This is a genomic window from Pseudescherichia sp. (assembly GCF_031987975.1).
GTDB lineage: Bacteria > Pseudomonadota > Gammaproteobacteria > Enterobacterales > Enterobacteriaceae > Pseudescherichia.
Window position 1 is genome coordinate 15,791 of the sequence record NZ_DALZYX010000004.1, and the last position, 26,005, is coordinate 41,795.

Below are 26,005 nucleotides of genomic sequence, written 5' to 3' on the forward strand. Positions count from 1 at the left end.
GCCTCTACGCACGCCGTTTTTGCTCTCTCCCTCATGTGGCGCAGGTTAATCTACCACCCCGAAGTTAACTACGCACTGCGGCAAACGCTGGTGCTGTGTCTTCCCGTGGCCATCGGCCTGGCGCTGGGTCATCTTCAGCAGGGGCTGCTGTTCTCGCTGGTGCCCGCCTGCTGCAACATTGCCGGTCTTGATACCCCACACAAACGCTTCTTTAAGCGCCTGATTATCGGCGGCTCGCTGTTTGCTGGCTGTAGCCTGGCGGTGCAGCTGCTGCTGGAGGCCAACGTTGCGCTACCGCTGATCCTCGCCGGGCTGGCGATGCTGCTTGGCGTCACCGCGGAGATTAGCCCCCTGCACGCCCGTCTGCTTCCCGCCTCGCTCATCGCCGCTATCTTTACCCTCAGCCTGGCGGGCAATATGCCGGTGTGGGAGCCGCTGCTTATCTATACGCTGGGCACGCTCTGGTATGGCGCATTTAACTGGTTCTGGTTCTGGCTGTGGCGCGAACAGCCGCTGCGCGAATCGTTGAGCCTGCTCTACCGCCAGCTCGCCGACTACTGCGAGGCGAAGTACAGCCTGCTGACTCAGCATGCCGACCCGGAAAAGGCGCTGCCACCGCTATTGGCGCGTCAGCAAAAGGCGGTGGATCTCATCAGCCAGTGCTATCAGCAGCTGCATATGCTTGCGGCTAACCAGCATAACGACTACAAGCGCCTGCTGCGGGCCTTTCAGGTGGCGCTGGATCTGCAGGAGCACATCTCCGTCAGCCTGCACCAGCCGGAAGAGGTACAGAAGCTGGTGGAGCGCAGCCACGCCGAAGCGGTGATCCGCTGGAATGCGCAGGTGGTCGCTGCCCGGTTACGGGTGCTGGCGGACGACATTCTGTATCATCGCTACCCGACCCGCTTCACTATGGAGAAGCAAATTGGCGCGCTGGAGAAGATCGCCCGTCAGCATCCGCAAAACCCGGTCGGGCAGTTCTGTGCCTGGCACTTTAGCCGTATCGCCCGCGTGCTGCGTACCCAGCGGCCGCTCTATACCCGCGACCTGATGGCCGACCAGCAGCGCCGCCAGCCGCTGTGGGAGGCGCTCAAAAGCTATCTGTCGCTGAAGTCTCCGGCGCTGCGCAATGCCGCCCGCATCAGCGTTATGCTGGGCGTCGCCAGCCTGATGGGCAGCGCCCTTCATCTGCCGAAGCCCTACTGGATCCTGATGACGGTGCTGCTGGTTACCCAGAACGGCTACGGCGCGACGCGGGTGCGTATTTTACACCGGGCGGCGGGCACGCTGGCGGGGTTAACCATCGCCGGGATCGCCCTACACTTTCATGTCCCGGAGGGGTATACGCTGCTGGGTATGCTGTTTATTACCCTAATCAGCTACCTCATTATTCGCAAAAGCTACGGCTGGGCGACGGTAGGCTTTACCATCACGGCGGTTTATTCTATTCAGATCCTCACCCTGAGCGGCGAGAACTTTATCGTTGCCCGGCTGATCGATACGCTAATTGGCTGCCTGATCGCCTTCGGCGGGATGGTCTGGCTCTGGCCGCAGTGGCAGAGCGGCCTGCTGCGTAAAAACGCCCATGATGCGATTGAGAAGGATCAGGATGCGATTCGCCTGATCCTCAGCGACGATCCGCAGCCGACGCCGCTGGCCTACCAGCGGATACGGGTTAACCAGGCGCATAACGCCCTCTTCAACTCGCTCAACCAGGCGATGCAGGAGCCAGGGTTCAATACCCACTATCTGGAAGATATGAAGCTCTGGGTGACCCACAGCCAGTTTATCGTTGAGCATATTAATGCCCTGACGACGCTGGCCCGGGAGCACGCCATGCTGACGCCGGATCTGGCGCAACGCTATCTGGAGTCCTGTGAAATTGCGCTTCAGCGCTGCCAGCAGCGGCTGGACTATGACGGGGCCGGCGCGTCCGGTGACGCGAATATTCTTGAAGCGCCGGAGACGCTAACTCACGGCCCGATGAGTCCGATGGAGATGCATCTCCAGCGCATTATCGGGCATCTGAACAGCATGCACACCATCTCGTCGGTGGCATGGCGTCAGCGCCCGCATCATGGCATCTGGCTTAACCGCAGGTGGAGTAAAGATTAAGCCCGGACGACGTTGGCGACCGCCACGGCAAAGCGCTGCATGCCTTCATCAATATCCTGCTCGTTGACCACCAGCGACGGCGCAAAGCGCATCACATCCGGTCCAGCGTTCAGTACCATAACTCCCTCATCGGCCGCCGCGTAAAGCAGATCGCGGGCGCGCCCTTTGTACTGCGGCTTTAGCTCTGCCCCAATCAGCAGGCCCATGCCGCGAATATCGCTGAACACATTGAACTGCTCATCGATCTGCTGCAAATGCTTCACAAAGCGCTGGCGCTTCTCGCTGACGCCCTGGAGCACTTCCGGCGAGCTGATGATATCAAAGGCCGCACCGGCCACCGCGCAGGCTAGCGGGTTGCCGCCGTAGGTCGAGCCGTGGGAGCCAACGTGGAAGGCGCTGGCGATCGCCTCGGTGGTCAGCACGGCGCTGATCGGGAAGCCGCCACCCAGTGCCTTAGCGCTGGTGAGGATATCCGGCGTTACGCCGTAGTGCATGTAGGCAAAGAGATCGCCGCTGCGCCCCATTCCGCACTGCACCTCATCAAACACCAGCAGCGCCTGGTGCTGGTCGCACAGCTCGCGCAAGCCCTGTAAGAACTCTGGCGTCGCGGCGGTGACGCCCCCTTCTCCCTGCACCGGCTCGACCACCACCGCACAGGTGTGATCATCCATCACCGCTTTTACCGCATGAAGATCGTTAAACGGCACGTGGATGATATCGGCCGGTTTCGGCCCGAAGCCGTCGGAGTACTTCGGCTGGCCGCCGACCGAGACGGTAAACAGCGAGCGCCCGTGGAAGGCGTTGTGGAAGGCGATGATTTTGGTTTTATAGGGGCTGTGGCGCGTAGAGGCATAGTAGCGCGCCAGCTTAAAGGCGGTTTCATTGGCCTCGGTGCCGGAGTTCATAAACAGCACGCGCTCGGCAAAGGTGGTGTCGATAATCTTGCGCGCCAGGCGCAGCGCCGGCTCGTTGGTGAAGACGTTGCTGGTGTGCCACAGGGTTTCACCCTGGCTCTTCAATGCCTCAACCAGTGCAGGATGACAGTGGCCCAGCGCCGTAACGGCAATCCCGCCCGCAAAATCAACATACTCTTTGCCCTGCTGATCCCACACCCGACTGCCTTTACCCTTCACCGGGATAAACTCCGCCGGTGCATAAACGGGCAGAATTACTTCGTCAAATGTTGCGCGCGTAACTGCGTTCTGTTCAGTTGCCATGTCATGCCCATCCGTTATATGCAGCAATATATGCAGTAATGATTATGAAAATATAATCACAAAATATGCATAAAAAATCAGCTTATGGCAACTAAAAATCGGCCTGGTTAAGAAAGTTTGCCAGCAGCGCATGCCCCTGCTCGCTCAAAATGCTCTCCGGATGGAACTGTACCCCCTGTAGATCCCACTCCCGATGGCGTATAGCCATAATCTCCTGAGTATCACTCCAGGCGGTCACCTCAAAACAGTCGGGTAGCGTCGCGGGATCGATCAGCAGCGAGTGGTAGCGGGTGACGGTGAGCGGATTGTTCAGCCCGTGAAATACGCCCTGCCCGCTGTGGGTAATGGCGGACGTTTTGCCATGCATCACCTTCTGCGCCCGGACGATGGTCGCGCCAAAGACCTGAGCAATCGCCTGGTGACCCAGGCAGACGCCAAGCATCGGCAGCTTACCGGCGTAGTGACGAATAACCTCCAGCGATATGCCCGACTCGTCCGGCGTGCAGGGGCCGGGAGAGATGACGATCTTCTCCGGAGCCAGCGCCGCGATATCGGCGAGGGTTATCTCGTCGTTGCGCTTTACCACGACCTCCGCCCCCAGCTCGCAGAAGTACTGATAGAGGTTCCAAGTAAAGGAGTCGTAGTTGTCGATAAGCAGGATCATGGTAAGCCACTTGTTAACTATCTTTGCGACATTGTACGCAGCCTAAGAAATTCTGACTATGACCTATTGAAAGAAGTGCTTACTATCGCACTAAGTGCTACAGTAAAGTGAACAGGGATGTGAATCAAATGCGAGTTTTTAAAACAAAATGGTTCAGTAAAACGGCAAAAAACCATGCCATCAAGGACGATGAGTTATGTCTGGCTAAAGGTGGGAGGAATTGGTTTTACACTTTCCTGTATGCCAAACAGGATATGGCAAATATCACTCATGAAGAACTCACAGGCTTTCGAACGCTCGCAAAGCATTACGCGGGCCTGAAAACTGAAAAACTGAGCCTGTTAATTGACGCAAAAGAGTTGCTGGAGATTTGTCATGACCGCAAAAGAGAAATTTAAAAGTACCGCTTTTGAAGCGATTCATAGCGCTGCTGCGGGATTACACAGCGTAGATGCTATCTCTCAGGAAACAATGCGTAGCTTTGATAAAGCCTGCATTGGCGAGGTAGATGACATTCAGCCGGATGAAATCAAAAAGCTACGGGAGAAGTTTAACGTTAGCCAACCTGTTTTTGCCCACTATTTAAATACCAGCGTTTCAACCGTACAAAAATGGGAAAGCGGCGCTAAACGGCCGAATGGGTTATCACTAAAGCTGTTAAGCGTTATACAAAAGCATGGGCTGGACATATTGATATAGATATGTCCGCCCCGCGTAGGCCGGATAAGCGCAGCGCCATCCGGCAACGTTTTACTCCGCTTCGCTCACCACGTGAGTAAAGATGTCGATAAGTGCTGAGAGGTCACCCATGGCGCCGCTCTGGTTGGCCGCGCTCCAGGCATCGGGCTCAATGCCGCGCCAGTCGAGCTGATATCCGGCATGGATTGCCAGCTGCTCAAAGAAGATCCGCTCAGCGATGCCGTTGCCGATCCGGAACGGATGCAGGACGTTAATCTCGCAGTAGTAGTGTGCCAGACGCTCGATAAACGCGGTCTTCTCCAGCCCCTGCAACCAGTCCTCATCCTCCAGCGCCTGCATCAGGGCGTTGCCCTCGTTCTCAATGTAGTCAAAATTACAGAAGCGCGTATCGCCCTGATAGATGTTGACCTCGCGGATCTCACCGGCCCACTCAAAGATATCCTGGTAGAGATGGCGATGGATGGCGCAGAGATGCGGCAGACCCCGGGCAACAGGACCCAGCTCCAGGGTGGCGGCACGCAGCGAAGTAAACTCATATGCCGCCTCTTCCAGTTGTTTCGCCTGATGGATACCCAGCCGGTTGCTCATCACATTACGGCCAGCGTAGAAGTACGGGTCTCGCCCGTCGCCAAACTTATCGCTCATGCTGCCTCCGCAGCGCCTCAAGGCGCGCCTCTGCTTCTTCTGCGTTGAGCGTGACCAGGGCGCACTCCACCCCCTCCAGACGCCGACTGGCCTGGAAATTGACGTTACGCTGCTGCTCCCAGAGACGGGATTTTTGCCGTTCGGTGAGTTTTTTCGCCATTGTGTCTCCCTGATGATGTGCGTCATTTGCCACAAGTATAAGCGGCATTTTAACGTTACGCAGGGAAGCTGGCGGTGCACGGGCAACAGACGCCCGTGCAAAAAAGAGTTACGGCAGAACTTTGGCGGAGAGGATAACGATCGGTTTTGACGGCACATTTTGATACGGGCCGACGTTGTGAGTCTGTACCTGGGAGATCTTGTCCGCAACATCCATGCCTTTCACAACTTTACCGAAAACGGCATAGCCGAAGTCGCGCTGGCCGTGATCGAGGAAAGCGTTATCCGCAACGTTCAGGAAAAACTGGCTGGTGGCGCTGTCTTTATCAGCGGTACGGGCCATGGAGATGGTGCCGCGGGTGTTACGCAGGCCGTTATCCGCTTCGTTCTTGATAGGCGGGTTTGGCTGTTTCTGCTGCATCTGCTCGTTAAAGCCACCGCCCTGCACCATGAAGCCCGGGATCACGCGGTGAAAGGTCGTGTTGTTATAGAAGCCGCTGTTCACATAGTCGATAAAGTTTTTCACCGAGACCGGAGCTTTCTGGCTGTTCAGCTCCAGCTCAATGTTTCCGGCAGACGTGGTTAACAGAACGTGAGGATCGCCTTTTGCCGCGAGGGCTGCGGGTGAAATTGCAGAGAGAGCAAAGATAGCCGCTACAGCCGCCAGAGTCGTTTTAACCATGTGAATTCCTAACAGTGAACAGTGAAGAGAGCGAGTCGCTTGATTCTAAAGAGCATACTGCCCCCAGGCCAGCGCTTTACTCAATTTTACGAATTTGAAACATATGTGTCTGTAGCCCACTATGGCGCAATCTGGTGAAAATTTGTGACACATTTCAAAATAAAATGTGCAACATGACCTATTTTCATTTTTAAAGATTTAAATGTGTCACCCGAACGCATAAAATCTGCCCGTTCATGGCGCAGTCAATGCGCTTTACACTTCTATTCACAGGCCAGTCATGACTAACAGCAACAGAATCAAGCTCACATGGATCAGCTTTTTCTCCTACGCCCTTACCGGTGCGTTGGTGATCGTCACCGGTATGGTGATGGGCGATATCGCGAAGTATTTTGATCTTCCGGTTTCCAGCATGAGCAACACCTTTACCTTCCTGAACGCCGGGATCCTGATCTCCATCTTCCTCAATGCCTGGCTGATGGAGATCGTACCGTTAAAAACCCAGCTGCGTTTTGGCTTTGTGCTGATGATCCTGGCCGTAGCGGCGCTGATGCTAAGCCACAGCCTGGCGCTCTTCTCCGCCGCGATGTTCGTGCTGGGGCTGGTAAGCGGTATCACCATGTCCATCGGTACCTTCCTGGTCACCCAGATGTATGAAGGCCGCCAGCGTGGCTCCCGCCTGCTGTTCACTGACTCCTTCTTCAGTATGGCCGGCATGATCTTCCCGATGGTTGCCGCCTTCCTGCTGGCGCGCAGCATTGAGTGGTACTGGGTCTACGCCTGCATCGGTCTGGTCTACGTCGCCATCTTCGTTCTGACTATCGGCTGCGAATTTCCGGCGCTGGGTAAACACGCTGCTCCGAGCGATAAGCCAGTGGTGAAAGAGAAGTGGGGCATCGGCGTGCTGTTCCTCTCTATCGCCGCACTCTGCTACATCCTCGGCCAGCTCGGCTTTATCTCCTGGGTACCGGAGTATGCTAAGGGTCTGGGTATGGACGTCAGCGGACAGGGGAAACTGGTCAGCGACTTCTGGATGTCTTACATGATCGGCATGTGGGCGTTTAGCTTTATCCTGCGCTTCTTCGATCTGCAGCGTATTCTGACCGTGCTGGCAGGTATGGCGACCGTGCTGATGTACCTCTTTATCACCAGCAGCCCAGAGCATATGGCGTGGTTTATTCTGGCCCTCGGCTTCTTCTCCAGCGCCATCTACACCACCATCATTACCCTTGGCTCCCAGCAGACCAAAGTCGCTTCGCCGAAGCTGGTTAACTTTGTTCTCACCTGCGGCACCATTGGGACTATGCTGACCTTCGTGGTTACCGGTCCTATCGTTGCCAGCAGCGGCCCGCAGGCGGCGCTGATGACCGCTAACGGCCTCTACGCCGTGGTCTTCGTAATGTGCTTCGCGCTTGGCTTCGTCAGTCGCCATCGTCAGCACAGCAACACGGTTTCTGCGCACTAAGTTATTCCCGCCCCTTTTCGTCCTGAAAAGGGGCTAACTTCGACCTCTCCTAACGGTTTAACCCCATTAATCTTTAGTGGTAAATCCCGTCTGTTAAAAACCCTCATTTTTGTATGTTATTTACGCTATCGCGAAAAGCCAACTAATTCCACGACTTAGAAAAACGCTGCTAAATCAGCAATATACTCCTTAGGGAGTAGGTAAAGGTGAACTTGATTTGCATCAATAAACGCCGCTGCTGAATCGTTAAGGTAGGCAGTAATAGAAAAGAAATCGAGGCAAAAATGAGCAAAGTCAAAATCGCTATTATCGGTAACGGCATGGTCGGCCACCGTTTTATTGAGGATCTCCTCGATAAAGCTGACGCTGCCCGTTTCGACATTACCGTGTTTTGTGAAGAGCCGCGGAAAGCCTACGACCGTGTCCATCTCTCTTCCTACTTCTCTCACCATACTGCCGAAGAGCTATCCCTGGTGCGGGAAGGCTTCTACGAGAAGCACGGCGTCAAGGTGCTGGTAGGCGAACGTGCTATCACTATCAACCGTCAGGAGAAGGTGATCCACTCCAGCGCTGGCCGCACGGTCTATTACGATAAGCTGATTATGGCTACCGGCTCCTATCCGTGGATCCCGCCAATTAAAGGTTCTGAAACTCAGGACTGCTTTGTTTACCGCACCATTGAAGATCTGAACGCCATTGAAGCCTGCGCGCGTCGTAGCCGCCGGGGGGCAGTGGTCGGCGGCGGTCTGCTCGGTCTGGAAGCTGCCGGGGCGCTGAAAAACCTTGGCGTCGAGACTCACGTCATTGAGTTCGCACCGATGCTGATGGCCGAACAGCTTGACCAGATGGGCGGCGAGCAGCTGAAACGCAAAATCGAGAGCATGGGCGTGGGCGTGCACACCAGTAAAAACACCCAGGAGATTGTCCAGGAGGGCGTTGAGGGTCGTAAGACCATGCGCTTTGCCGACGGCAGCAGCCTGGAGATCGACTTTATCGTTTTCTCAACCGGTATTCGCCCGCGCGACAAGCTGGCGACCCAGTGCGGCCTGGCGACGGCCCAGCGCGGCGGCATCATGGTAAACGATACCTGCCAGACTTCCGACCCGGATATCTACGCCATCGGCGAGTGCGCCAGCTGGAACAATCGCGTCTACGGCCTGGTCGCCCCTGGCTACAAAATGGCACAGGTAGCCGTGGACCATATCCTCGGTACCCCGAACGCGTTTGAAGGGGCAGACCTTAGCGCCAAACTGAAGCTGCTGGGCGTGGACGTCGGCGGCATTGGCGATGCCCATGGCCGTACGCCAAATTCCCGCAGCTACGTCTATCTGGATGAGAGCAAAGAGGTCTACAAGCGCCTGATCGTTAGCCCGGATAACAAAACTCTGCTTGGTGCGGTACTGGTAGGCGACACCAGCGACTTTGGGAATTTACAGCAGCTGGTGCTGAACGCCATCGAGCTGCCGGAGAACCCGGACGCGCTGATCCTGCCCGCCCACGCGGGCAGCGGAAAACCCTCTATCGGCGTCGATAAGCTGCCGGACAGCGCGCAGATCTGCTCCTGCTTCGACGTGACTAAAGGCATGCTGATCTCCGCGATCAACAAGGGCTGCCATACGGTGGCAGCGCTGAAGGCGGAAACCAAAGCCGGTACCGGCTGCGGCGGCTGTATCCCACTGGTGACTCAGGTACTGAACGCCGAGCTGGCGAAACAGGGCATCGAAGTGAACCACAGCCTGTGTGAACACTTTGCCTACTCCCGTCAGGAGCTGTACCACCTGATCCGCGTGGAAGGGATCAAAACCTTTGACGAGCTGCTGGCGAAACACGGTAAAGGCTACGGCTGCGAGGTCTGTAAACCTACCGTTGGCTCCCTGCTGGCCTCCTGCTGGAATGAATACATTCTGAAGCCGCAGCATACGCCGCTGCAGGATACCAACGATAATTTCCTCGCCAATATTCAGAAAGACGGCACCTACTCGGTGATCCCGCGCTCTGCCGGGGGCGAAATCACCCCGGAAGGGCTGATGGAGGTGGGCCGTATCGCCCGTGAGTTTAACCTCTACACCAAAATTACCGGCTCCCAGCGTATCGGCCTGTTCGGTGCGCAGAAAGATGACCTGCCGGAGATCTGGCGTCAGCTGATTGAAGCCGGGTTCGAAACCGGTCATGCCTACGCTAAAGCGCTGCGGATGGCGAAAACCTGCGTCGGCTCAACCTGGTGCCGCTACGGCGTGGGTGACAGCGTGGGCTTCGGCGTCGAGCTGGAGAACCGCTACAAAGGCATCCGTACCCCGCACAAAATGAAGTTTGGCGTCTCTGGCTGTACTCGCGAATGCGCGGAAGCCCAGGGCAAAGACGTGGGCATCATCGCCACTGAAAAAGGCTGGAACCTCTACGTCTGCGGTAACGGCGGGATGAAACCACGCCATGCGGACCTGCTGGCAGCGGATCTCGACCGCGACACGCTGGTGCGCTATCTCGACCGCTTTATGATGTTCTACATCCGCACCGCCGACAAGCTGACCCGTACCGCGTCCTGGCTGGATAATCTGGAAGGCGGCATTGACTACCTGAAGAGCGTGATTATCGACGACAAGCTTGGCCTGAACAGCCAGCTGGAAGCGGAGATGGCTCGCCTGCGCGACGCCGTTATCTGCGAGTGGACCGCCACCGTCAACGATCCGCAGGCGCAGGTGCGCTTCAAACACTTTATCAACAGCGATCGCCGCGACCCGGCAGTACAGATCGTACCGGAACGTCAGCAGCATCGCCCGGCTACGCCGTATGAGCGTATCCCGGTCACCCTGGTGGAGGAAACCGTATGAGCCAGTGGAACACCGTCTGTCAGCTCGCTGACATCGTGCCGGCAACCGGCGTCTGTGCCCTGCTGAATAACCAGCAGATCGCCATCTTCCGCCCGCGGGCCAATGAGCAGGTCTATGCCATCAGCAACATCGATCCTTTCTTTGAGGCCAGCGTACTGTCGCGGGGCATCATCGCCGAGCACGATGGCGAGCTGTGGGTTGCCAGCCCGCTGAAGAAGCAGCGCTTCCGCCTGCGCGACGGCCTGTGCATGGAGGATGCGGACCACTCCGTGGCGCGCTTCGATGCGCGGGTCAAAGACGGCGAAGTACAGATCAAAGCGTAATACCCCGGCGGGGGTGCAATGCCCTCGCCCGTTAACTTTCTCTTTTTGTTTGAATTTTCTTTTCTAACTTTTTTACACAAAATCATTTGAGTTGCATCGCGGCGGCAACTGAACGAATCCCCAGGAGCATAGTTAACTATGTGACTGGGGTGAGAGAAGGCAGCCAACAAAGAGGCAGCTCGAAGGATGAAGTGTACAAGGATAATCATCATGTTCGCAGACACTATCAACAAGTGTGCGGCTAACGCTGCGCGCATTGCACGCCTCTCTACACATAATCCGCTGGGCTTCTGGATCAGCTCCGCGATGGCCGGTGCTTACGTAGGCCTGGCGATTATCCTGATTTTTACCCTCGGTAACCTGCTTGACCCGGCGGTACGTCCGCTGGTGATGGGCGCTACCTTCGGCATCGCGCTGACGCTGGTGATCATTGCTGGCTCCGAGCTGTTTACCGGCCACACCATGTTTCTAACCCTGGGCGTTAAAGCGGGCACCATCAGCCACGGTCAGATGTGGACGATCCTGCCGCAAACCTGGCTGGGTAACCTGGTGGGGTCGGTCTTCGTGGCCCTGCTCTACTTCTGGGGCGGCGGCAGCCTGCTGTCGGTGGATACCAGCCTGGTACACACCGTCGCGCTGGCAAAAACCAGTGCCCCTGCCAGCGTACTGTTCTTTAAAGGTGTGCTCTGTAACTGGCTGGTTTGCCTGGCGATCTGGATGGCGATCCGTACCGAAGGCGCGGCGAAGTTCCTTGCTATCTGGTGGTGCCTGCTGGCGTTTATCGCCTCCGGCTATGAGCACTCGGTTGCCAACATGACCCTGTTCGCTCTATCGTGGTTCGGCCACCACAGCGAAGCTTATACCCTTGCCGGTATCGGACATAACCTGTTGTGGGTTACGCTGGGGAATACTTTATCCGGGGCCATATTTATGGGGCTGGGATATTGGTATGCTACCCCTCGCGCAGAGCGTCCTGCTCCTGCTAAAAACGCCGCGCAGGAAACCGTTAGCCCTTAAAACGATAAAGAGGTTATGTCGTGCATCATCTTCCAATATTTTGCCAGTTACGCGATCGCGACTGCCTGCTCGTCGGCGGTGGCGATGTCGCAGAGCGTAAAGCCCGCTTGCTTCTGGAAGCCGGTGCGCGGCTTACCGTTAATGCATTGCACTTCGATCCGCAGTTTACCGTATGGGCGGACGAAGGCATGGTCACCCTGGTCGAAGGTCACTTCGATGAGGCGCTGCTCGACCCGTGCTGGCTGGTGATTGCCGCTACCGACGACGATGCGGTTAATCAGCAGGTCAGCGATGCGGCAGAAGCGCGCCGCATCTTCTGTAACGTGGTCGATGCGCCGAAAGAGGCGAGCTTTATCATGCCATCAATTATCGACCGTTCGCCGCTGATGGTGGCAATCTCCTCCGGCGGTACCTCTCCGGTACTGGCGCGCCTGCTGCGTGAAAAGCTGGAGTCGCTGCTGCCGCTGCACCTCGGCAAAATTGCTGGCTACGCCGGGACCCTGCGTGGACGGGTGAAAGCCACCTTTGCCACCATGGCCGAGCGTCGCCGCTTCTGGGAGAAATTTTTTACTAACGACCGTCTTGCCCAGTATCTGGCGAACAACGATCGCCTCGCCATCGACAAAGAGACAGAGTCGCTGTTTAACACGCCGCTCGATAACCGGGGGGAAGTGGTGCTGGTCGGTGCGGGACCAGGCGATGCCGGGCTGCTGACGCTGAAAGGGCTACAGCAGATCCAGCAGGCGGACGTGGTGGTCTATGACCGTCTGGTCTCTGATGACATTATGAATCTGGTGCGCCGCGACGCCGACCGTATTTTTGTCGGCAAACGCGCGGGCTACCACTGCGTGCCGCAGGAGGAGATTAACCAGATCCTGCTCCGCCAGGCGCAGTCCGGTAAGCGCGTAGTGCGCCTGAAGGGCGGCGATCCGTTTATCTTTGGCCGCGGCGGTGAAGAGCTGGAGACCCTGTGCCATGCAGGGATCCCCTTCTCGGTAGTGCCGGGCATTACCGCCGCCTCGGGCTGCTCCGCCTACTCCGGCATTCCGCTGACCCACCGCGACTACGCCCAGAGCGTGCGGCTGATCACCGGCCATCTGAAAACCGGCGGCGAGTTGGACTGGGAGAACCTCGCCGCAGAGAAGCAGACCCTGGTGTTCTATATGGGGCTAAACCAGGCCGCAACTATTCAGCAAAAGCTTATCGAGCATGGAATGCAGGCGGATATGCCGGTGGCGTTGGTAGAGAACGGCACGGCGGTACAGCAGCGGGTAGTGAGCGGGGTACTGAGCGAGCTGGGTATGCTGGCGCAACAGGTCGAAAGCCCGGCGCTGATTATCGTTGGCCGCGTGGTAGCCCTGCGCGACAAGCTAAACTGGTTCTCGAACCACTGATTTTTGAAAAACGCCCGGCGGACCGCCTGCCGGGCCTGGATACGGGACTTACGGCTTGGCAACAAAGCCAATAGCTTCGTAGACCGTTTTCAGCGTCTCTGCGGCGCGAGCGCTGGCTTTCTCGGCACCCTCTTTCATGATGCGCTGCAGGAAAGCTTCATCGTTACGGTAGCGGTGATAGCGCTCCTGAAGCTCGGTCAGCATGCCGGAAACCGCTTCCGCCACTTCCCCTTTCAGATGGCCATACATTTTGCCTTCAAAGTGCTGCTCCAGCTCGGCGATGCTCTGTCCGGTCACGCCAGAGAGGATATCCAGCAGGTTAGAGACGCCCGCCTTCTCCTTCACGTCGTAGCGCACCACCGGCGGCTCTTCGGAGTCGGTTACCGCACGCTTGATCTTTTTCACTACCGACTTCGGATCTTCCAGCAGGCCGATAACGTTGTTGCGGTTATCATCAGACTTGGACATCTTCTTGGTCGGCTCCAGCAGCGACATTACGCGCGCGCCGGATTTTGGAATGAACGGCTCCGGCACTTTGAACACGTCGCCGTAGATGGCGTTAAAACGCTGGGCGATATCGCGGCTCAGCTCAAGGTGCTGTTTCTGATCTTCACCGACCGGTACCTGGTTGGTCTGATAGAGCAGAATGTCCGCCGCCATCAGTACCGGGTAGTCAAACAGGCCGGCGTTGATGTTCTCAGAGTAGCGCGCTGACTTGTCTTTAAACTGGGTCATGCGGCTCAGCTCACCGAAATAGGTGTAGCAGTTCAGCGCCCAGCCCAGCTGCGCGTGTTCAGTCACATGAGACTGAACGAAAATGGTGCTCTTCTCGGGATCGATCCCACAGGCCAGGTAGAGCGCCAGCGTATCCAGGGTGGCTTTACGCAGCTTCTCGGGATCCTGACGGGCGGTGATAGCGTGGAGATCCACGATGCAGTAGATGCAGTCGTACTCATCCTGCATGGTTACCCACTGACGCAGCGCACCCATATAGTTGCCGATGGTCAGTTCACCTGAGGGCTGTGCGCCACTAAAGACGATGGGCTTAGTCATTTTTCTGTTCCTGATGTTCACTATATGGAAGCCCAAGCGCGGGCAGTAACTCTTTAAAATGGTCGAATATACGATCCGGCTCGCTCAGCGCGATGGCTTCGCCGTAGTTATAGCCGTAGGTCAGACCCACGGCACAGCAGCCAGCCGCCTTCGCCGCCTGAATATCATTCCGCGAATCGCCGACGAACAGCAGCGCCTGCGGTGCCACCCCCAGCTTTTCAGCCACCAGCAGCAGCGGCTCCGGGTGCGGCTTTTTGTTTTTAACGTCGTCACCGCCGATGACCAGCGTGAAATAGCGGGCGATATCCAGCGCCTCCAGCAGCGGCGCAACAAACGGCGTCGGCTTGTTGGTCACCAGCGCTAGCGGGTAACCCTCTTCATGCAGGGCTGCCAGAGTGCCAGCTACGTCCGGGAAGAGGAAGCTCCCCTCTTCAACGGCCTCAGCGTAGTAGCGATCGAACAGCTTGCGCAGAATGCGGGCCTGCTCCTCTTCGGGAATGGCCGCATGATCGATAGCCGGTTTGCCTGCCATTGCACGCTGGCTGGCGTGCTCCTGACGCGACCAGGCCAGCGCCCGCTGCATTAGCACGTCAGCACCATTGCCGATCCATGTCACTACCCGCGCCTCTCCGGCAGCCGGCAGCTCCAGCGCGTAGAGCGCCTGGTCTACCGCATAGGTCAGACCCGGTGCGCTATCCACCAGCGTGCCGTCGAGATCGAATGCAACTGCGCGGATTCCGTCGATTTTTTTAGCCATGGTGCACCTTTGCCAGCTCGCTGCGCATCTTATCGATGACTTTGCGGTAGTCCGGCTGGTCAAAAATGGCCGAGCCGGCGACAAACATATCTGCGCCCGCGGCGGCAATCTCGCCGATGTTATCCGCCTTCACGCCGCCGTCAACTTCAAGGCGAATGTCGTAGCCGGAGGCGTCAATGCGACGGCGCACTTCGCGCAGCTTATCAAGAGTATGAGGAATAAAGGACTGGCCGCCGAAGCCCGGGTTGACCGACATCAGCAGGATCACATCAAGCTTGTCCATCACGTAGTCGAGCCAGTTCAGGGAGGTCGCCGGATTGAACACCAGCCCCGCTTTGCAGCCATGCTCTTTGATCAGCTGCAGCGAGCGGTCGACGTGCTCGGTGGCTTCCGGGTGGAAAGTAATGATGCTTGCTCCCGCAGCGGCGAAATCCGGGATCAGACGATCAACCGGCTTCACCATCAGGTGGACGTCAATCGGGGCGGTGATGCCATAGTCCCGCAGGGCTTTTAGTACCATTGGTCCCATTGTCAGGTTGGGGACGTAGTGGTTATCCATGACGTCAAAATGCACCACGTCGCCACCGGCCGCCAGCGCGTTAGCGGTGTCCTCGCCCAGGCGGGCAAAGTCAGCCGACAGAATTGAAGGGGCAATCAAATACTGTTTCATCCGCATCTCCTTGAGAACTATTTTTTGTCTGCCGGGCGATAGAGCGCCAGCAGTTCGTCCACCTTTTTGCGTGTGCCACCGTTGCTGCTAATGCTGCGTCGCACTTTAACCTGAAAATGCGTCGCGGCTTTATACCACTCACGGGTGTCCGGCGTATCGTGATTCGAAATTAACACCGGGATTTGCTTGCTGACCAGCATTTCCGCCATCTCAGCCAGACGCGCCTGCTCTAGCGGGCTAAAGCTGTTGGTATGATAGGCGGTAAAGTTCGCCGTCGCGGAGAGAGGTGCATAGGGCGGATCGCAATAGACCACGGAGTTAACGTCGGCCAGTCCCATGCACTCCTCATATGAGAGGCAACGAAACTCTGCGTTCTGTGCTTTTTCAGCAAAATGGTACAGCTCGGCTTCCGGGAAGTAGGGCTTTTTATAGCGGCCAAAAGGCACATTAAACTCACCGCGCAGGTTATAGCGACACAGGCCGTTATAGCCGTGGCGGTTCAGATATAAAAACAGCACCGCACGCCGCAAGGGATCCCGGCACTGATTGAACTCGCTGCGCAGTTGGTAGTAAACCTCAGCCTGGTTATGCTGCGGCGTAAATAGCTCGCGGGCGTTAAGAATGTACTCGTCGGTGCGGGTCTTAACGATGTTGTAGAGACCAATCAAATCGCTGTTAATATCTGCGAGGATATAGCGCGAAAAGTCGGTATTAAGAAATACCGACCCGGCCCCGACGAAGGGTTCGATGAGACACTCACCCGGCGGTAAATGCTTTTTAATGTCGTCGAGCAGGGGGTATTTACCCCCTGCCCATTTCAGAAAAGCGCGATTTTTTTTCATGCTGACTAACTAATGACACCCTATGCAGCTGTGGCGTAAGCCCGACAGCATTTGCGCTTTACTCATTACTTGAGGTCGGCCTGCACCTGATGCAGCGGCTTCGCCCACGGGTTTTTCGCCTGCACATCGGCTGGCAGCGTAGAGACGGCGCGTTTCGCTTCATCTTTCGAGGCATAAACGCCGCTCACCAGTACATACCACGGTTGGCCGTTGCGTGAGGTCTGATAAACCACGAAGTTTTTTAGGTTCTCTTTCTTCGCCCACGCGTTCAGGTTGTTGTAGTTCGATGAGCTGCTCAACTGCAGCGTATAGCTGCTGCCCGGCGCTGACTTCAGGGAACCGACGTTGCCAGTGGAGGCGTTACCAGAGGCCGCTGGCGCTGCGGCTGCCGGTGCGGTGGCAGTTGCGGCTGGCGCAGCGGTCGTGGCAGGCTTAGCCGACTGGGTCGGTGCCGTTGCCGTTACCGCCGCAGACGGTTTGGCCGCAGGCGCTGCGCTGGCCGTTGCTTTAGGCTGGGCGCTGGCCGCCGGTGCGGTGGCAGCGGTCTCGGTACGTTTCGGCTGGGCCGCCGCTTTCGGTGCGCTCTGGGCAGGCTTCGGCTCGATCGTCGTCTGCTGGCGCTCGGTGCGCGGAGCAGCGCGATGCTCGGTAGCTGATGCCTGACGTTCAGAGGCGGCAGTCTGGCGCGACTCTGCTGCCTTGCTGTTATGCACCGGCGCAACGGTAGCAGGCTCTGTTGGCAGGGTGGAGTTCACCGCTACGTTGTCTACCTGGTTTTGATTCTGCGGCTGTGCCAGGGCGTTGTTCAGGTCGCCCTGTACCTCAACGCGCTGCTGCCCTTCCGGCGCGGCAGTGGTCTGCCCCTCGGTTGGAGTAGAGGCGATTGGCGGCAGGGAAACATCCTGCGGATTACCCGCCGTCTGCTCAGCCGAGGTAGTACCTGGCGCAGGCTGCGTGCCGTTGGCCTGGTCGGCGGCATTCTCTGACAGGTTGACGCTCTTCTCTGCCGAGGCCTGCTCGCTACCGGACTTATCAGCAGGAGATTTCAGCGCGGAGCCGATGCCCACGATCAGCAGCAGCAGAACCAGGATCCCAAGGCCCATCATCAGGTACTGGCGGGAGGCGGGTTTGGCAGCAGGGGCTTTTTTACGCTTGCGGGGGCGACGCTCAACGCGCTCCTCATCCACTGCGCTCTCTTCCAGCTCATCTTCTTCGTAGCTTTCATCAGCCTCTTCACGGGCTTTACGCGTCCGTGAAGGGCGACGATCGTCAGCGTCCAGATCGACATCATCAAAGTTGATCTGCGGATCGCTGTCGCGTTCAGAAGACTGGCGCGTACGACCAGGGCGACGATCGCTGGGATCGGTTTTCAGCTCGTCTTCTGGTTTAAATTCATCCATTTAACACCCCACTCTAAGGCTAATGCCAACCACTAGTGCGCATCGCCCGAAGTTAAACACCACGACTGGCGTGGCCAGACCTTTCTAATTTTCACGCCTGCTGACAGTCAGCAATAGCGCCGAGAACAACATTGTGTGGCACTCCGCCACGCACTTCACTCTTCCCTATTGCCAGCGGCAAGACTAAACGCATCTCGCCCGCCAGCACCTTTTTGTCGCGCAGCATGTGAGGAATATAGGCCTCGGCGGACATCTCCCGCGGACCGTTGACCGGCAGGCCAGCGCGCGTGAGTAAGGTGATGATTCGTTGCGTATCGTCACGGCTAAACTGGCCAAGGCGTTCGGCTGCGCGCGCTGCCATAACCATTCCCGCCGCCACCGCTTCACCGTGCAGCCAGTTACCGTAGCCCATTTCGGCTTCGATAGCGTGACCAAACGTGTGGCCCAGGTTGAGTAAAGCACGTAAGCCCGTCTCGCGCTCGTCCGCGGCGACAACGTCGGCTTTCAGCTCACAACAACGGCGGATACAGTAGGCCATGGCCGGACCGTCGAGGCGCAGAAGCGCATCAAGGTTCTCTTCCAACCAGCTAAAGAACGCGGCGTCAAGAATGATGCCGTACTTGATCACTTCAGCCAGACCAGAGGAGAGTTCACGTGCTGGCAGCGTCGCAAGGCAGTCGAGATCGACGACCACCGAGACGGGCTGATAGAACGCGCCGATCATATTTTTGCCGAGAGGGTGATTCACCGCCGTCTTGCCGCCAACGGACGAATCGACCTGAGAAAGGAGCGTGGTGGGCACCTGAATAAAGCGCACGCCACGTTGATAGCTCGCTGCCGCGAAGCCGGTAAGATCGCCGACCACGCCGCCGCCAAGGGCGACCAGCGTCGTGTCGCGCCCGTGAGGTTTCTGCAACAGGGCGGTAAAGACCGTATCCAACACTGCCAGGCTTTTAAACTGCTCGCCGTCCGGCAGCACAACGCTGTCAACCCGCACGCCCGCCTGTTCAAGTACATGGCGGACCTTTTCGAGATAGAGCGGAGCCAGCGTCTCGTTAGTGACCAGCATGACCTGGTCGCCAGACTTCAACGGCATGAAGGAAGCTGGATCGTTAAACAAACCAGCCGCGATGGTGATTGGGTAACTACGTTCCCCAAGAGTGACGGTAATCCTCTCCATGACGCGACATCCACCTCAATTGCGTAAACCTGCAGGCGTTATATTAAGCCAGAATCAGTTGCTTTCCAGCATATGAATAATCTGGTTTGCGACCACTTTTGCGCTCTGATCGTCGGTGCGGATGGTGACGTCGGCAATCTCCTCATAGAGAGGATTCCGTTCGTCAGCCAGCGCTTCGAGAACTTCCCGCGGCGGCGTCTCCACCTGTAACAGTGGACGCTTTTTATCGCGTTGAGTACGAGCCAGCTGCTTTTCGATAGTGGTTTCCAGATACACCACTACGCCACGGGCGGAGAGACGATTACGGGTTTCGCGGGATTTCACAGAGCCGCCGCCTGTCGCCAGCACAATGCCCTGCTTCTCGGTCAGTTCGTTAATGACCTTTTCTTCGCGATCGCGGAAACCTTCTTCACCTTCTACATCGAAGACCCAGCCCACATCAGCTCCGGTTCGTTTCTCAATCTCTTGATCAGAATCGTAAAATTCCATATTGAGTTGTTGAGCTAACTGACGCCCAATAGTGCTTTTGCCGGCACCCATAGGCCCAACCAGAAAGATATTGCGTTTCTCTGCCATTTTTTCGGTACTACTATAAGACTATTCGTTAATGGTAAACCCACTTCGCAGACACCTGGCGGAGCAGGACATGAACTGAAACCTCATATGCGTAAGTTCGAGAATCAGACTGAAAATTATCTCAATACTCGCGCTGTTTTGGCAACTGAATAAATCACCAACCTTGCGAAGAGGCCAATTGAGGTAAGACGGGAGTAGCTGACGCTCAAAATCGGTACTCCTTGTAAGCTAATTCATCTCTCACGTCAAACACCTGAGTTCAGTTCACGGCAAAAATCATCATATTTAAGCTTTACCCTTTCCGCCTTCATGCAGCGGCATGAGGCGTGGCGTGATAAAAACCACCAGCTCGCGCCGCTCGTTATCGTGGCCGTTGTGGCGAAAGAGCTGTCCCAGCCAGGGCAGACTGCCAAGCCCGGGCACGCTCTCACTGCCGGATTTCTTCTGCTGCTGAAAGATGCCTCCCAGCGCCAGCGTATCGCCGCTACCTACTTCGACCTGGGTTTCGATCTCCTGCTTATCGATAGCCAGCACCTCACCATCCGCCTGCTGAAGCACCTGGCCGGGCATATTCTGGCTGATGTGCAGCTTCAGGCGCACTCTGCCGTCCTGCAGCACCGTTGGCGTCACCTCCATGCCCAGCACCGCCTCCTTAAATTCAACCGAGGTCGCCCCGCTCTCGCCGCTGGAGACCTGATAGGGGATCTCGCTGCCCTGCTTGATGCTGGCGGGCTGTTGATGGGAGGCCAGCAGGCGCGGACTGGCAATAATTTCCAGCTGCTGCGCCTGTTCAAGGGCTGACAGCTCAACGTCCAGCATCCGGCCATCGATGCGCCCGATATTAAACCCAACCCGCGTTGTGGCCTCTCCCACTGAGAGATCGCTGCTCAGGGTAGTGATATCACCGATTTTTCCTGCCGACTGCGCCTCGGCCAGCGTCCATTTGATCCCCAACTCGCGCAGGCTCTTTTCATTAATAGTCACGATATGCGCCGCCAGTTCCACCTGAGCGACGGGCAGATCCATCTCCGTTATCCAGCGCTCTATGGTCTTTAGCGTAGCCGCGTTGTCGCGCAGCAGGAGGCGGTTCATGCGCTTATCGGCCATCATTGTTCCCCGTGGGCTGAGCAGCTTGCCACCCGCTTTGGCCAGCTCCTCCGCCTCGGCATAGCGTAGCGTAACGCTCTTTGCCACCAGCGGCAGGGCGCTCTGCTGCTTCGCCTTGTCGGCCTCGCGCTTCTCCTGCTGCTGCTGCCACCACGCCTGAGTATGCACCTGCAGAATAGTCCCCTCTCTCTGCACAATCAGTCCGCCGCTGGCGAGCACCGTTTGCAGGGCCTGGCTCCAGGGAACGTTGACCAGATGCAGAGAGAGCGTGCCACTGACCTCTGGCGCAACGATAAGATTATATCTCCCCAGCTCCGCCAGGGTCTGCAAGACCTGCACCACCGGTACATCATCGATGGCCAGCGTCACCGGCAGGGGGCTTTTTGCCCCCGTAGGCAGCGCGCTGAGAAGCAGTCCCGCTGCCGTTATCCACTTTTTCATCTTCAACTCCTTGTCGCTGCCACTGCCACTGCGTCGGTTCACAGCCCGCAGCGATGGTAATCCGCAACGTCTGCTCCGTGACCGAGACGACGCGCCAGCCGGATAGCAGGCTCTCACCCGCTGCCGCTCTGTACCATCTCCCCTCTGGGCTACGCAGCACACCCCGATGCTGGCCGTTAACGTTAATAAAGCCCTGGTAGCGCCACTGTGCCAGCGCCGCCGTCTGACAGCGGTCCGGCAGCGGCTGGAAAGGGTCGCGCATACCCAACAGCAGCGGCAGCGCCAGCAGCAATGCTCTATGCATGTCATGGATCATTGCCGCTCTCCAGCTCCAGCCGCAGATGCAGCACCTCCTCTTTTAACGCCAGCGAAAAGGCAGTGACCTGCATACCCTGCTCGGCGAGGCGGGTAAAGGTCTCTGGCACATCCTGCCATCCGGTCTGTAGCACCATCTCACCGCCACGTTCGGTGGGATGCCAGCTCAGCAGCCGGGCGCCGCCGGTCTGGAAAGCGAGGGCGGAAAATACGCGTTCGGGCAGAGGCGCCGTGGCTTCAGCTCCCCACGCCTGGCGCAGCGGCAGGGTGCTTGTCCACATCTGGCTGCGGCTCTGCTGCTGTGCATGCAGCTCGGCCAGCCGCTGCGTCTGCTCGCTGATGTATGGCCGTACCGTCAGGAGCCAGGCCAGCACGGTGCAGCTCATCGTTACGCTTAGCCAGAAGACCACTCGACGATGGGTTGAGAGCGAGAGCCAACGTTCAGGGCTAAGGCGCATGGCGCACATCCAAAACCAGAGCGTAATCAAATTGCCAGCGCCCCTGCGCATCCCGCGAGGCTGGACCAGGTTTGCCCATTCGCAAGCCGGGGAGAGCATAGAGCGCCGTTTCAAGCTGGCTTAACGCCGTAAAACTGACTGCATAGCCCGCCAGCGACAGCGTTCCCTGCTGAAAGCGCAGCTCGCTCAGCCACGCCTGCTCCGGCAGCGTGTCTGCAAGACGGGTTAAGATCTGCTGCCACTCCCGCGTGGCCTGCAATTGTCGATAACGCTGCTGTCGTGCCTGGTATTCAGCCTGCCGGGCAAGCAGGTTTGTCTTGCGCTGCGCCAGCCCTGTCTGCAACGTGATGCCCGCCTGCTGTATCAGCTCCAGCCGCCGATTTTTCTGCGCCGTCTGCATTCGCAGCATCGCCGCCAGCAGCACAATCAGCAGCAGGGTGACAGAGAAGATCGTTAGCCAAAGGCGCAGGCATTGGCGCTGCCGCCGGGCGCGCCAGGGGAGAAAGTTAACCGCCTGCGCCACTATTCACCTCCCAGCGCCAGGCCAATGGCTACTGCCCAGGCCCCACCGTTTTCTGGCAGCGGCGGATAGCGGCGGGCAATCGCGCGCCAGGGATCGAAGCCCTCCGGTTCGGCATCGCACAGCGTGGCCTCCTCCAGCGGCAGGCCTAACACCTGCGCCAGTTCATCAAGGTTACTGGCATCCTTACGCGCCCGCCGCCCCCAGCCGCTGCGCGTTGCCCACAGCCACTGGGTAGCATCACGCCAGGCCAGCCAGCGCAGCGGCGGAGTAAGCAGCGGGATAAAGCGCTGTAGCGCGCAGGCGTCGGGGGTGATGGCCGAGAGGTGCAGGCCCAGGCTATCCGCCAGCGTCAGTAGCCCGGCAACGTCGCTGTTCTGCGCCGCCGTTACGCTGTACGCACGCTGCACGCTGTCATCGGTGTAGTCGAAACGCAGGTCGCCGGCAGGCATACCCAGTTCGCGAGCGAGGCTGTTTGCCACCCACTGCAGCTGGGCGCTCTCCCCTAGCCGTACGGCGGGACGGGGCAACCTCTTTTGCAGCGTACGCGCGGCGGGAAAGGCGAGGCTAATCTGGTGCCTGCGCGGCAGGGTTTTACTCCACGCCTGTAGCGCCGCGCGGAGGCGTTCAGGCTGCGTGATCTGCCCGTCTACAAGGGTGCCCGCCGCCAGCGGCAGCTGCCACCAGTGGCGCAGCACAGAGTGGGATTTTTCCTGCGTTAGCGCGATGGCATAGATGCCATCCTGCTGAATATGAAGGCCTATTCGCCAGCGACTGATTGCCATAAATCGCGATCTCCTTATCGTTCGTCAGGGTGACGGCTATATCAATGCATCAGGCTTGCCTTTATACTACCGCGCGATTGTTTATAAACTGCCCAAAGAAAACTAAATGGGAAATCTCCGGTGAAGTTCGTAAAGTATCTATTTATCCTTGCAGTCTGTTGCATTCTGCTGGGAGCAGGCTCGGTTTATGGCCTCTACAAGTTTATTGAGCCACAGCTACCCGACGTTGCCACGCTGAAAGACGTGCGGCTGCAAATTCCGATGCAGGTCTACACCGCCGACGGCGAGCTGATTGCGCAGTACGGCGAAAAGCGCCGCATTCCGCTGACCCTGGATCAGATCCCTCCCGTTATGGTCAAAGCTTTTATTGCGACGGAAGACAGCCGTTTCTACGAGCATCACGGTGTCGATCCGGTGGGGATTTTCCGTGCCGCTAGCGTCGCGCTCTTCTCCGGCCACGCGTCTCAGGGGGCGAGTACCATTACGCAGCAGCTGGCGCGTAACTTCTTCCTGAGTCCGGAAAAGACTCTGATACGTAAGCTGAAAGAGGTATTCCTCGCCATTCGCATCGAACAGATGATGACGAAGGATGAGATCCTTGAGCTTTACCTGAACAAGATCTATCTCGGCTATCGCGCCTATGGCGTGGGGGCAGCGGCGCAGGTCTATTTTGGCAAGTCGGTCGATCAGCTTACCCTTAGCGAAATCGCGGTGATTGCCGGGCTGCCGAAAGCGCCCTCTACCTTCAACCCACTCTACTCCCTCGATCGAGCTACCTCACGGCGTAACGTGGTGCTGGCGCGTATGATGAGCGAGGGCTATATCAGCCAGTCACAGTACGACAGCGCCCGCAGCGAAGCCATTGATGCTAACTATCACGCCCCGGAGATCGCCTTCTCCTCCCCTTACCTCTCGGAGATGGTGCGCCAGGATATGGTGTCGCGCTACGGTGAGAAGGCCTATGAGGATGGCTACCGGGTCTATACCACCATCACGCGGAAGACACAGGAAGCGGCCCAGAAGGCGGTACGCGACAACGTAATGGATTACGACATGCGTCACGGCTATCGCGGACCGGCAAACGTGCTGTGGAAGCTGGGCGAAAGCCCCTGGGACAGCAAAAAAATCACCGACTCTCTGCGGGCGCTGCCGACCTACGGACCACTGCTCCCTGCGGTGGTGGTGCAGGCGAATGCCCAGGAGGCCACGGCAATGCTGGCTGACGGCACGTCGGTGTCGCTGCGCATGGATGGGGTGCGCTGGGCGCGTCCTTTCCGGTCGGATACCGCTCAGGGCGCGACGCCGCGCCGGGTAACCGATGCGGTGCAGGCCGGACAGCAGATCTGGGTTCGCCAGGTGAACGACGCCTGGTGGCTGGCGCAGGTGCCGGACGTTAACTCAGCCCTGGTCTCCATTAATCCGCAGAACGGGGCAGTCATCGCGCTGGTCGGCGGCTTCGACTTCAACCAGAGCAAGTTTAACCGCGCCACCCAGGCGCTGCGCCAGGTTGGCTCGAACATCAAGCCGTTCCTCTACACCGCGGCGATGGACAAGGGGCTGACCCTGGCGAGCATTCTTAACGATGTGCCCATCTCTCGCTGGGATGCGGGCGCAGGCTCCGACTGGCGACCGAAAAACTCGCCGCCGGAGTATGCCGGTCCCATTCGTCTTCGCCAGGGGTTAGGCCAGTCGAAAAACGTGGTGATGGTGCGTGCCATGCGGGCAATGGGCGTTGACTACGCCGCGGAATACCTGCAACGCTTCGGCTTCCCGGCGCAGAACATTGTGCACACCGAATCGCTGGCGCTTGGCTCCGCCTCCTTCACCCCGCTGCAGGTTGCGCGCGGCTACGCGGTAATGGCGAACGGCGGCTTCCTTATCGATCCGTGGTTTATCAGCAAGATCGAAAATGACCAGGGTAAGGTGCTGTTTGAAGCACAGCCGAAGGTGGCCTGTGCGGACTGTGATATTCCGGTGATCTACGGCGAGACGCAGAAATCCAACGTGCTGGAGAACAGCAACGTTGAGGACGTGGCCGTATCACAGGAGCAGCAGAATCTTACCGTGCCGATGCCGCAGCTTGAGCAGGCCAACCAGGCGCTGGTGGCCCAGACCGGCGCGCCGCAGTATGCACCGCATGTGATCAACACCCCGCTCTCCTTCCTGATCAAGAGCGCGCTAAACACTAATATCTTTGGCGAACCGGGCTGGCAAGGTACCGGCTGGCGCGCCGGCCGCGATCTCAAGCGTAACGATATCGGCGGCAAAACGGGCACCACCAACAGCTCAAAAGATGCCTGGTTCTCCGGCTACGGTCCGGGCGTTGTGACCTCGGTATGGATTGGCTTTGACGATCACCGCCGCGATCTTGGCCGGACCACCGCCTCTGGCGCGATTAAGGATCAGATTTCAGGTTATGAAGGCGGCGCGAAGAGCGCTCAGCCCGCCTGGGATGCCTTTATGAAGAGCGTGCTGGACGGCGTGCCGGAAGCGCCGCTCACGCCGCCGCCGGGTATTATTACGGTGAATATCGACCGCAGTACCGGGCAGCTGGCCAACGGTGGGAATAGCCGTCAGGAGTTCTTCATTGAAGGCACGCAGCCAACGCAGCAGGCAGTGCATGAGGTGGGGACAACACTTATCGATAACGGCGAGACGCACGAGCTGTTTTAAGTCGTAAAACGCCCGGCGGA

26 protein-coding genes are annotated in these 26,005 nt (G+C 58.0%); 9 read left to right on the forward strand and 17 right to left on the reverse strand.

Translation table 11 applies throughout. From position 1 onward, the window contains the following. Positions 1-33: 33 nt before the first annotated feature. Positions 34-2,115 (forward strand): YccS/YhfK family putative transporter, encoded by a 2,082-nt coding sequence (locus RTN40_RS07915; protein ID WP_312227986.1) that lies wholly within the window; start codon positions 34-36, stop codon positions 2,113-2,115. Here the strand turns inward: RTN40_RS07915 and RTN40_RS07920 are convergent. Then, positions 2,112-3,332 carry an aspartate aminotransferase family protein gene (locus tag RTN40_RS07920; RefSeq protein ID WP_312227987.1) on the reverse strand — a complete coding sequence of 407 codons (1,221 nt, stop codon included), beginning with the start codon at positions 3,330-3,332 and terminating at the stop codon, positions 2,112-2,114. The genes RTN40_RS07915 and RTN40_RS07920 overlap by 4 nt on opposite strands. A 91-nt stretch (positions 3,333-3,423) precedes the next feature. Continuing rightward, entirely contained in the window at positions 3,424-3,996 is a 573-nt protein-coding gene (gene pabA / locus RTN40_RS07925; RefSeq protein WP_312227988.1) for an aminodeoxychorismate synthase component 2, read from the reverse strand. A gap of 128 nt (positions 3,997-4,124) precedes the next feature. Here pabA and RTN40_RS07930 point away from each other — a divergent pair, with 128 nt between their 5' ends. Continuing rightward, positions 4,125-4,394: a type II toxin-antitoxin system RelE/ParE family toxin gene (locus RTN40_RS07930; RefSeq protein WP_312227989.1), complete on the forward strand. Its 270-nt coding sequence runs from the start codon at positions 4,125-4,127 to the stop codon at positions 4,392-4,394. Beyond that, positions 4,372-4,695 (forward strand): DNA-binding transcriptional regulator, encoded by a 324-nt coding sequence (locus RTN40_RS07935; protein ID WP_312227990.1) that lies wholly within the window; start codon positions 4,372-4,374, stop codon positions 4,693-4,695. The genes RTN40_RS07930 and RTN40_RS07935 overlap by 23 nt, the downstream gene beginning before the upstream one ends. Before the next feature lie 51 nt (positions 4,696-4,746). Here the strand turns inward: RTN40_RS07935 and RTN40_RS07940 are convergent, their stop codons facing one another. From RTN40_RS07940 to ppiA, 3 genes are all read right to left on the reverse strand, one after another. Beyond that, positions 4,747-5,340: a putative adenosine monophosphate-protein transferase Fic gene (locus RTN40_RS07940; RefSeq protein ID WP_312211903.1), complete on the reverse strand. Its 594-nt coding sequence runs from the start codon at positions 5,338-5,340 to the stop codon at positions 4,747-4,749. Continuing rightward, entirely contained in the window at positions 5,330-5,500 is a 171-nt protein-coding gene (locus RTN40_RS07945) for a YhfG family protein (protein WP_268106017.1), read from the reverse strand. Before RTN40_RS07945 ends, RTN40_RS07940 begins: the two co-directional genes overlap by 11 nt. 108 nt (positions 5,501-5,608) lie before the next feature. Next, entirely contained in the window at positions 5,609-6,181 is a 573-nt protein-coding gene (gene ppiA / locus RTN40_RS07950; RefSeq protein ID WP_312227991.1) for a peptidylprolyl isomerase A, read from the reverse strand. 280 nt (positions 6,182-6,461) lie between these two features. Between ppiA and tsgA the strand changes: the two genes are divergently transcribed. From tsgA to cysG, 5 genes are all read left to right on the forward strand, one after another. After that, a complete protein-coding gene (gene tsgA / locus RTN40_RS07955) occupies positions 6,462-7,646 on the forward strand; it encodes an MFS transporter TsgA (RefSeq protein WP_312227992.1) in 1,185 nt (394 codons plus the stop codon). Positions 7,647-7,930: 284 nt separating this feature from the next. Continuing rightward, on the forward strand, positions 7,931-10,474 hold the full coding sequence (nirB, locus tag RTN40_RS07960; protein WP_312227993.1) for a nitrite reductase large subunit NirB: 2,544 nt from the start codon (positions 7,931-7,933) through the stop codon (positions 10,472-10,474). After that, the gene (gene nirD / locus RTN40_RS07965; RefSeq protein WP_312227994.1) at positions 10,471-10,797 is read left to right on the forward strand and encodes a nitrite reductase small subunit NirD; all 327 of its coding nucleotides are present in this window, start codon (positions 10,471-10,473) and stop codon (positions 10,795-10,797) included. The genes nirB and nirD overlap by 4 nt, the downstream gene beginning before the upstream one ends. A gap of 210 nt (positions 10,798-11,007) precedes the next feature. Continuing rightward, positions 11,008-11,814 (forward strand): nitrite transporter NirC, encoded by an 807-nt coding sequence (nirC, locus tag RTN40_RS07970; RefSeq protein WP_312227995.1) that lies wholly within the window; start codon positions 11,008-11,010, stop codon positions 11,812-11,814. 20 nt (positions 11,815-11,834) lie between these two features. Beyond that, positions 11,835-13,208, forward strand: coding sequence for a siroheme synthase CysG (gene cysG / locus RTN40_RS07975; protein WP_312227996.1), 1,374 nt, complete (start codon positions 11,835-11,837; stop codon positions 13,206-13,208). Positions 13,209-13,256: 48 nt separating this feature from the next. Here cysG and trpS read toward each other — a convergent pair whose 3' ends face one another. The 12 genes from trpS to RTN40_RS08035 form a co-directional block, all read right to left on the reverse strand. Further along, the gene (gene trpS, locus RTN40_RS07980) at positions 13,257-14,261 is read right to left on the reverse strand and encodes a tryptophan--tRNA ligase (protein WP_312227997.1); all 1,005 of its coding nucleotides are present in this window, start codon (positions 14,259-14,261) and stop codon (positions 13,257-13,259) included. Further along, positions 14,254-15,018 carry a phosphoglycolate phosphatase gene (gene gph / locus RTN40_RS07985; RefSeq protein WP_312227998.1) on the reverse strand — a complete coding sequence of 255 codons (765 nt, stop codon included), beginning with the start codon at positions 15,016-15,018 and terminating at the stop codon, positions 14,254-14,256. The genes trpS and gph overlap by 8 nt, the downstream gene beginning before the upstream one ends. Beyond that, positions 15,011-15,688 (reverse strand): ribulose-phosphate 3-epimerase, encoded by a 678-nt coding sequence (rpe, locus tag RTN40_RS07990; RefSeq protein ID WP_312227999.1) that lies wholly within the window; start codon positions 15,686-15,688, stop codon positions 15,011-15,013. The genes gph and rpe overlap by 8 nt, the downstream gene beginning before the upstream one ends. A 17-nt stretch (positions 15,689-15,705) precedes the next feature. Further along, positions 15,706-16,530, reverse strand: a complete 825-nt coding sequence (gene dam, locus RTN40_RS07995; RefSeq protein ID WP_312228000.1) for an adenine-specific DNA-methyltransferase — start codon at positions 16,528-16,530, stop codon at positions 15,706-15,708. 65 nt (positions 16,531-16,595) lie between these two features. Then, a complete protein-coding gene (damX, locus tag RTN40_RS08000) occupies positions 16,596-17,930 on the reverse strand; it encodes a cell division protein DamX (RefSeq protein ID WP_312228001.1) in 1,335 nt (444 codons plus the stop codon). 91 nt (positions 17,931-18,021) lie between these two features. Next, entirely contained in the window at positions 18,022-19,110 is a 1,089-nt protein-coding gene (gene aroB / locus RTN40_RS08005; RefSeq protein WP_312228002.1) for a 3-dehydroquinate synthase, read from the reverse strand. Between the two features lie 54 nt (positions 19,111-19,164). Then, the gene (gene aroK / locus RTN40_RS08010) at positions 19,165-19,686 is read right to left on the reverse strand and encodes a shikimate kinase AroK (protein WP_003861630.1); all 522 of its coding nucleotides are present in this window, start codon (positions 19,684-19,686) and stop codon (positions 19,165-19,167) included. A gap of 285 nt (positions 19,687-19,971) precedes the next feature. Beyond that, positions 19,972-21,234: a DNA uptake porin HofQ gene (hofQ, locus tag RTN40_RS08015; protein WP_312228003.1), complete on the reverse strand. Its 1,263-nt coding sequence runs from the start codon at positions 21,232-21,234 to the stop codon at positions 19,972-19,974. Next, positions 21,143-21,538 (reverse strand): HofP DNA utilization family protein, encoded by a 396-nt coding sequence (locus RTN40_RS08020; RefSeq protein ID WP_312228004.1) that lies wholly within the window; start codon positions 21,536-21,538, stop codon positions 21,143-21,145. Before RTN40_RS08020 ends, hofQ begins: the two co-directional genes overlap by 92 nt. A 1-nt stretch (position 21,539) precedes the next feature. Then, positions 21,540-22,007, reverse strand: coding sequence for a hypothetical protein (locus RTN40_RS08025; RefSeq protein ID WP_312228005.1), 468 nt, complete (start codon positions 22,005-22,007; stop codon positions 21,540-21,542). Then, on the reverse strand, positions 21,997-22,530 hold the full coding sequence (locus tag RTN40_RS08030) for a PilN domain-containing protein (RefSeq protein ID WP_312228006.1): 534 nt from the start codon (positions 22,528-22,530) through the stop codon (positions 21,997-21,999). Before RTN40_RS08030 ends, RTN40_RS08025 begins: the two co-directional genes overlap by 11 nt. Then, a complete protein-coding gene (locus RTN40_RS08035; protein ID WP_312228007.1) occupies positions 22,530-23,312 on the reverse strand; it encodes a DNA utilization protein HofM in 783 nt (260 codons plus the stop codon). The genes RTN40_RS08030 and RTN40_RS08035 overlap by 1 nt, the downstream gene beginning before the upstream one ends. A 120-nt stretch (positions 23,313-23,432) precedes the next feature. Here RTN40_RS08035 and mrcA point away from each other — a divergent pair, with 120 nt between their 5' ends. Further along, on the forward strand, positions 23,433-25,985 hold the full coding sequence (mrcA, locus tag RTN40_RS08040) for a peptidoglycan glycosyltransferase/peptidoglycan DD-transpeptidase MrcA (protein ID WP_312228008.1): 2,553 nt from the start codon (positions 23,433-23,435) through the stop codon (positions 25,983-25,985). The last annotated feature ends 20 nt before the right edge of the window (positions 25,986-26,005 follow it).